The sequence below is a fragment of the Synergistaceae bacterium genome, from assembly GCA_021372895.1.
Classification (GTDB): Bacteria; Synergistota; Synergistia; order Synergistales; family Synergistaceae; genus JAJFTP01.
The window spans coordinates 1-7589 of sequence record JAJFTP010000077.1; the positions used below are offsets into that span (position 1 = coordinate 1).

7 protein-coding genes are annotated in these 7589 nt (G+C 47.0%); 2 read left to right on the forward strand and 5 right to left on the reverse strand.

Annotated features, from left to right (window positions below; translation table 11 throughout):
- The first annotated feature begins 310 nt into the window (after positions 1 to 310).
- Both LLF78_06870 and LLF78_06875 read left to right on the forward strand, forming a co-directional pair.
- The gene (locus tag LLF78_06870) at positions 311 to 490 is read left to right on the forward strand and encodes a hypothetical protein (GenBank protein ID MCE5202215.1); all 180 of its coding nucleotides are present in this window, start codon (positions 311 to 313) and stop codon (positions 488 to 490) included.
- Between the two features lie 339 nt (positions 491 to 829).
- Positions 830 to 2476: an FAD-dependent oxidoreductase gene (locus LLF78_06875; GenBank protein MCE5202216.1), complete on the forward strand. Its 1647-nt coding sequence runs from the start codon at positions 830 to 832 to the stop codon at positions 2474 to 2476.
- Between the two features lie 56 nt (positions 2477 to 2532).
- On the opposite strand, the gene LLF78_06880 is transcribed toward LLF78_06875, so the two are convergent.
- From LLF78_06880 to tnpB, 5 genes are all read right to left on the reverse strand, one after another.
- The gene (locus LLF78_06880; protein MCE5202217.1) at positions 2533 to 3192 is read right to left on the reverse strand and encodes a HutD family protein; all 660 of its coding nucleotides are present in this window, start codon (positions 3190 to 3192) and stop codon (positions 2533 to 2535) included.
- A gap of 70 nt (positions 3193 to 3262) precedes the next feature.
- On the reverse strand, positions 3263 to 4669 hold the full coding sequence (locus LLF78_06885) for a HAMP domain-containing histidine kinase (GenBank protein MCE5202218.1): 1407 nt from the start codon (positions 4667 to 4669) through the stop codon (positions 3263 to 3265).
- A complete protein-coding gene (locus LLF78_06890; GenBank protein MCE5202219.1) occupies positions 4666 to 5349 on the reverse strand; it encodes a response regulator transcription factor in 684 nt (227 codons plus the stop codon). The genes LLF78_06885 and LLF78_06890 overlap by 4 nt, the downstream gene beginning before the upstream one ends.
- Positions 5350 to 5463: 114 nt before the next feature.
- Positions 5464 to 7185, reverse strand: a complete 1722-nt coding sequence (locus tag LLF78_06895; GenBank protein MCE5202220.1) for a phospholipid carrier-dependent glycosyltransferase — start codon at positions 7183 to 7185, stop codon at positions 5464 to 5466.
- A 122-nt stretch (positions 7186 to 7307) separates the two neighbouring features.
- The gene (gene tnpB, locus LLF78_06900; protein MCE5202221.1) at positions 7308 to 7505 is read right to left on the reverse strand and encodes an IS66 family insertion sequence element accessory protein TnpB; all 198 of its coding nucleotides are present in this window, start codon (positions 7503 to 7505) and stop codon (positions 7308 to 7310) included.
- Between the last annotated feature and the right edge of the window lie 84 nt (positions 7506 to 7589).

Sequence of the window (7589 nt, forward strand, 5' to 3'; positions counted from 1 at the left end):
GCAGCCTTTTTTAACGGCAATGAACAACCCGGCTGACATAGGCCCGATGTTTCACGAGATCGCAACAGTCGGCACAGGGATGGCAATATTTGTAACTATTGTATGGTTGATGATGGTCTCTATTGCAGATCAAAAAGCTAAAGCTGTTTCTGCTTCAGTAAAAAATAAAGCTTAATGATGAAGAGGGGCTATGTATTTTATAATTACTGCATTCGCAGCTATAATTGCAACTGTCATATGGTATGTTAATGCCCCGGAAGATAAATATAAACTGAGCTTGCTAAGTTTTATCTTTTGGGGGGCCACGCTTATGTGGTCCGTCGACCATGTGATGGCATATTTGATCAAAGGCGGAGAATTTTTCGAAATAACTCTGGATGCAGCGCTGCTGGGAGTCTGTGCCGTTCTCCTCGGTCTTTTCGTGTGGATGATCATACTCCTTATAAGTGATCCTAAAGGAGTTTTTAATAAACTCCTGAAAAATGGATAAGGCTTACACAGCCTTTTTTAAAGCGATATTGACAGCTAATATACTGAGTGTCATGAAAAGATTTTACCCGCATTAGGAATACCGGCCGGGTCGCCACCACGGGACTCCGGCTTATCTGTTTTTACCGGCGTTAAAGAGAAACCGCCGGCAAAAACAGATGTTGGTGTTATCCTGCACTTTCCTATCCCTGGATCTTACCAATCCATGATATATAATATTATTGGTTATACTATGCTGCTCCGATCCATTTATATCCAATACTGACTCCTTCTAATCCTTTGGACAGACACCGGCAATTTGTCAGGTTTTATTTATATCAAAATACGAGGAGGAATACGGATGAAAGTTATAATCGTAGGCGGAGTTGCAGGAGGAGCCACAGCTGCAGCCAGGCTGCGCAGGCTTGACGAGAGTCTGGAGATCGTGATGATGGAACGCGGCAAATATATCTCTTTTGCCAACTGCGGACTGCCGTATTATCTTGGCGGTGAAATAAAGAATGAGACATCCCTGACAATAGTCACACCGGAGGTATTCCGCGCAAGATTCAATGTAGATGTGCGCACGGAGAACGATGTTTTATCGATAGACAGGGATAATAAATCCGTAACTGTGAAAGACATGAAGAACGGCAGGGAATATCAGGAGAGATATGACAAACTTATCCTTTCGACCGGAGCCAGACCTGTAAAACCGCCTCTTCCCGGTGTGGATCTGCCTGGAGTCTTTACCCTCAGAACCATTCCAGACGCGGAAGAAATAAAACAATACATCGCGGAAAAGCAGGCGAAGCGTGCCGTTGTCGTAGGCGGGGGCTATATAGGAGTTGAGATGGCCGAAAACCTTAAAAAGGCCGGAATGGATGTCACTATAATCGAATTGACTGACCACCTCATAGTTCCTCTTGATTACGATATGGCGGCAAGTGTGCATAAATACGTTGTAAGCAAAGGCATCAGCGTCGTCCTTAAAAACGGGGTAAGGAGCATAGAAAAAACATCTTCAGACCTGAACATTATCCTGGACAACGGATCTATCAAGACAGACGCGGTCATCATGGCCGTTGGTGTCCGACCGGATACAGCTATAGCGAAGGACTGCGGCCTTGACCTGGATAAACGGGGCTGCATAATCGTAAGCAAGTATATGCAGACGTCCGACCCTGATATATTCGCAGCCGGAGATGCCATACAGGTTGAAAATTTTGTTCTGAAGACGCCTGCTTTTATTCCGCTGGGCTCACCAGCCAATAAGCAGGGACGGATCGCCGCGGACAACATCTGCGGGATCAAAAGCGAGTACAAGGGCACTCAGGGAACAGCGATCCTGAGGATCTTTGACATGACTGTATGCTGCACCGGGATCAATGAAAGAGACGCTCTCCAGAACAAAATCGACTATGATAAAATTTATTTCCTCCACCCTTCCAACGCCAGATATTTCCCCGGATGGACTGAGATGCTGGCAAAGGTCATTTTCAACAGAAAGGACGGGAAAATCCTTGGAGCACAGCTGACCGGCTTCGAAGGGGTGGACAAGAGATGCGATATCTTTGCTGCGGCGATCCGCCTTGGCGCATGCGCATCGGACCTAACGGAGCTTGAGCTCTGTTATGCCCCTCCGTTCGGCTCAGCCAAAGAGCTGGCAAATTTCGCCGGCTATGCCATAGAAAACCTGATAACAGGCAAAGTAAAACAGTTCCACTGGAACGAAGTGGACGCTCTTCCCAGAGATGGGAGCGTGACCCTGCTCGATGTGCGCAACGACATGGAGGCGGCGCCGGGGTCAATAAAAGGCTTTGTGCGCATTCCCCTTGAGAAGCTCCGCAGTGAGATAGCTCATCTGGACAAGAGCAAACCTGTCTATGTGCACTGCAAATCAGGCATGAAGAGCTACGTCGCGTGCAGGATGCTCTCCGGTCACGGATTCGACTGTTACAGCCTGAGCGGAGGATTCACAATATACAGCTCAGTTATGGACCAGTAGCATTTTCAAGAAGAGATAAATAGCCGATACAGTCCGTGCCTGTGTGGATATCGTCTTCATCTGCCAGCTGCACGCCACACAGCGGCACGAACTGCCGGTACCGAAGAAAATACACCCCGCACTGAGAGAGAGACATGGCCGCTCGCGGTCTGCGGGCGGTGAAGCAGCAGAAAATCTCCGTTCCGCAGAGAGATGTCTGATTTGGTCCCGTCGCTCTCTATCGTGATGTCCAGCTCAGGGACAAGGCAGTATATTGCCTCCCAGGCCCCGGGCGACTGGGATATATGCTCAAATATGGGAATGCAGTTTGCTTTATCGGGTGATATGACATCAAGTGCGCCGCAGAATTCACCCTGCTTTGTCATGAGGTTGAAGTCTGTACATCTGCCTATTGATTTTGTGGTCCAGTCCCCTTCAAACTCATCCTTTGCGAACGGCTTCATCTCAAGCTCCCCGCGGCCTTCATGGATCAGCTTTATGCTCCCGTCAAGTATCATAAGATACCTGTGGATCCCAGGCAAAGGTGTAAATGTCGATTCATCTGAATCCACCCTTGCGGTGCTGATACGCCATTTAAAAGTACGAAGTTTATAGTCTGAATCGGCAGGATATATTGCAAGCTGAGTTGTCGTTCCTCCGCTCCACTCGCTCCTGGATTGCTCCTCTTTGCGTATTACGCTGAAATCTATTTGGGAACGTCCTTCCGTCTCTCTCATATCTTTATCCTCCTCAAAGTTGAACTGGCTATAACCCACAGTCCGTGTCAGGCATGATCTATATAATATATCAACTTTGCCGTGTGTGCATAGGGAGAGAGACGGTTACTGTCGTCCATCCCTCCCGGCAGCTTTCAAACCTCACCGTGCCGCAATGAAGGTCTATTATTCTTTTAACTATTGTCAGCCCAAGCCCGGAACCGCCAAACCGGACAGATCTGGATTTTTCAGCACGATAAAATTGATCGAACACTTTTTGCCCTTCATCCGCGGAGACTCCGTGCCCCGTGTTGGCCACGGCAACCGTCACTTCGGCTCCGGATCGGATACATGTCAATTTTATCTCTCCGCCGTCTGTGTTGTATTTAACTGCATTATCAAGGATATTTGAAAAGGCGCGGTATAATTTTTCGCCGTCTCCCTGAACAGTAAGACCTTCCCGGAGGCTGATTACCATTTTAATGTTGCGGGCATCGGCCAGAAATTTATATTCCTCGGCCAACGATGACAGAAGTTCCGTAATTTGGACCGGTTTTGGATCGATCGCTGTCAGAGTCTCCAAGGATGAAAGGTCAAGCATGTCTTTAACTAACCGCTCCATGCGCAATACCTGGTTTTTTACCCTGAGAAGGTTATCCCTCACTAAAGGCGGGATCGACTCCCCGTCCGATGTGGAAATTTCATCGACGGCAAGCCTAATTGTGCTAAGGGGCGTTTTTAATTCATGGGAAGTATCGAAGAGAAAGTTCCTCTGCCTTACGAAAGAATATTGAAGCCGGTCCAGCATATGATTTATAGTAACAGCCAGCTCGCTGAATTCATCTTGTCCTTCCCCATTCGGGATGCGTTTATCAAGATTTTTTTCACTTATATCCTGGGCCAAATCTTTCATCCTAGCGATAGGCTGAAGGATCTTGCCGGCCAGGAAGCGGCTTACGGCAACCAATACCAGTGTGGAAAAAACAAGCCCTAATAATATGCCGAAGACAAGATCCCATATCTCATCGTCCAATTTTTCCATACTGCGTGCGATCTGCACAACGAAAAAACGCCCGTCAAACTCTATGGGAAAAGTCCTGACCCTGAACTTTATTCTTTTGCCATCGCCATGATCCATATTGTTTTTTGTATAAGGGATAACGGCACGCACAATAATACCTGAGCCCGGTTTCAAATAGGGAAGTTTTACATGCTCGGCCATTTCTGATTTGAAAAGGATCTTGCCGGTAACTGGTTCATAAATTTCGATCCAATACTTATCCATAGTTCGTGAAATAAAACTCAAAACACCGGTGTCCGGATCCACCTGTTTTTCCGCCACCATAGCGGCCGTTCTGTATGCTTCCTCTTGCAATATTCTGTCAAGCAGGTCAAACGGCTGCTCTATCAATTCCAAAAACACGACCAAAGAGAACAATATGCTGGAGGACAGCCCTGCTGCGACAATAAAAAATGTTATCCTCGTCTTGACCGTCATTTTTCGGAATCTCCTATCATGTATCCCACGCTGCGGATCGTCCGTATGATCTTGCCTTGTCCCGAATCACCTATTTTTTGACGAAGGTTCTTTATATGGACATCCATGAAATTAGACATGCTGAATGGGTCAAAATCATCTCCCCATACATGCTCGGCAAGGCTGAAACGAGAAATTATCCTATTTTTGTTATGCAGAAGAAATTCAAAGATTGCAAATTCCCTCGGGGTCAGATCGATCTGACTTCCGCCCCTGGTCACCCTTCGGCTTACAGTGTCAAGCTCAATATCCTTAACATGTAATATCGATTCGCACTGACCTCCGGATCTCCTAAGCAAAGCGCGTAAACGGGCCAGCAGTTCATCCAGTGAAAAAGGCTTGGCTATATAGTCATCTGCCCCAAGGTTGAGTCCCCTTACCCTATCTGCGACATCTCCCTTTGCTGTGAGCAGAAGTACAGGGGTACTTATGCCATCCTTCCTTACACATTCAAGGACTGTCAAACCATCAATTTTAGGCATCATGATATCCAGAATAACCGCGTCAAATGGAGTGCCGGACAATCTCTCCAAAGCCGCCTCTCCGTCTGCTGCGGTTTCCACAATGTATCGCAGGTTGGTTAAAATCTGAGCTACCTGTTCCAGAAGCGAGATATCATCATCCACAATTAAAATTCTCATTAGAGAGTCTCCCTGAGTCTCGTACCACGGCCGTCGCTAAAAGCTGGTCTGAGACTGCGTTACAGACATCATATCCATCATAGAAGCAGGAGAAACATCAGATGTCAGGATTTTTCAATATCTCCACAGGACATACCCTGAAGGATCGTTCGAATCCTCAAAAACAGGATCAGGAAGCTGTCCGCGCAACCGGGCGGCGTTTTCAGACCTGGCTATCAGCACTGTCCTGCCTCTGTTTTGATTTATAAGCACCGCTGCATATCGCTTGTCAAGCAGTTTCCCGCGGGCCTCCTTATAGTTCAGCCCGTAATCAAGCTCTCCGGCATCTCCAAGCATATAAACGTTGTTTCGTTGAAAATACCAGCATACGGACCTGACAGAATCTCCATCAGATATGATAATATCACATTTGCCTGCGTTGCGCCCGCTCCGCTCCAGCATGACCCCGGGAGACACCGCCGCTACGGTAATATCCGGAACGGTATAATGAATCACAAAGAAAAAAAGCAACGGCGCCATAGAGTAAAAAATGACTTTATTTTTCACGGTCCGACTTCTTAATGCCAGGACAACCAGCATTATAAAAAATACAATGCCGGTCACGACCATCATTGCTTTCCACGGCTGCTCATAGACGCACGACCCCTTGAAACCGAATATTTGAAGGTACAAAAATATAACGAGCAGTACGACAGAAAGCATTGCGCTGCATGCGGTCACGGCTTTGAATAGTCTGTTGTCCGGATCCTTATTCAACACATGCATAAGCCCGATCGACATGAGCACAGCGAAAGGAGGAAAACATGGAAGTATATACGTCAGCAATTTCCCTCTGGAAAAGGAGAAAAACATAAAAGGCAGCACCAACCAGCATATACAGAATTTCAGCAGCCTATCCCGCCCCCCATGTTTTTTTATGCTGTCCCTGACTCCGACGATCCCGGCAGGCAGAAGAAATGACCATGGGAAAAACGCGGCTGGAGAAATAAGGAAGAAAAACCAGAAGGGCCTATTGTGTTGGGCATTGTCGGAGAGAAAACGGCGGACATGTTCGTTCCAGAAAAAAAATCTCCAGAAATCAGGCTCCCTTAAGCTGATCGAGATCCCCCACGGCAGTATCACAATGACAGCAAGTAAAACCGGCAGCCAACTCATCCGCAGCAGGTCAAAATACCGGTGCTGCCATATAAGATAAGGAACAAAACTTATGACAGGTATAACAAAAGCGACAAAACCCTTGGTCAAAAATGCGATCCCGCATGACATACCGGCAAGAGCAAGAAGACATTTTTCCCTTCCGGAGCCAGGCCGCTCTTCAGTTGCGAAGTAGAAAGCCGAGACAGACGCAGTAGTAAAGAGCGAGAAAAGGTTGTCAAGTACTGCGGTATTGCCGACAGCGAAAACCTCCAAACATGACAAAAAGACAAAGGCGGCCAAAATAGCCAAAAAAGTATCATCTCCGACATCTTCGTCATTTTTTCGGCGGTAGGCACCCCTGACCAGCAAGTATATCAAAAGGGCCATCAGTCCCGTAGACAGAGCTGATGGCAGGCGCACAGCAAAATTATTATCACCCAGAAGCAGCAGCGAAACGGCATTCGCCCAATATCCCATAACCGGTTTTTCAAAGTAGCGCACTCCGTTTAAATGAGGGACTACCCAGTCTCCTGAGGCAATCATCTCACGCGGTATCTCCGCATAGCGCGTCTCATCAGGCTCTGCCAGATCTCTGACTCCAAGCGGCAGAATATAAGAAAACAGAAAAAAGAGCAACAACAGCGCAGCATATTTTGTCTTGTTCTTTATACTTTTTCGCAAACCGCATTCTTTTATCATAGAAGATATTCTCCGTTCTCAAATTCAATATTGCTGCTGTTTGTTCGGCCCAATTTAGAAATTTCACTGCAACAAGCAACATCAGGCACCTTTTATAGACTTTTGCCATTTTGAATATATCATCACAGTATGAAGAAAGGATTAAGACGACAAGGGGAAGCATTTGGGGCGGTAATGCGGTTGCAGAAGATGAACATGGCGGACTCATAAGAGTCACAGACATGCTGAAGATTTACAATAGCGGACAGGCCGTCTGTTCCCTTGCGCATATCCGTAGGACCGCAGATCAGATAAATCTGTTTGCCGCTGTGATCGAACATGAAAACTCCCCCTTGCTGTTAAGTTACGGGGGAGTTTAGACGTTTGATGTTATCTGGGATAGGTACGGATGGTTTGACGCTTAC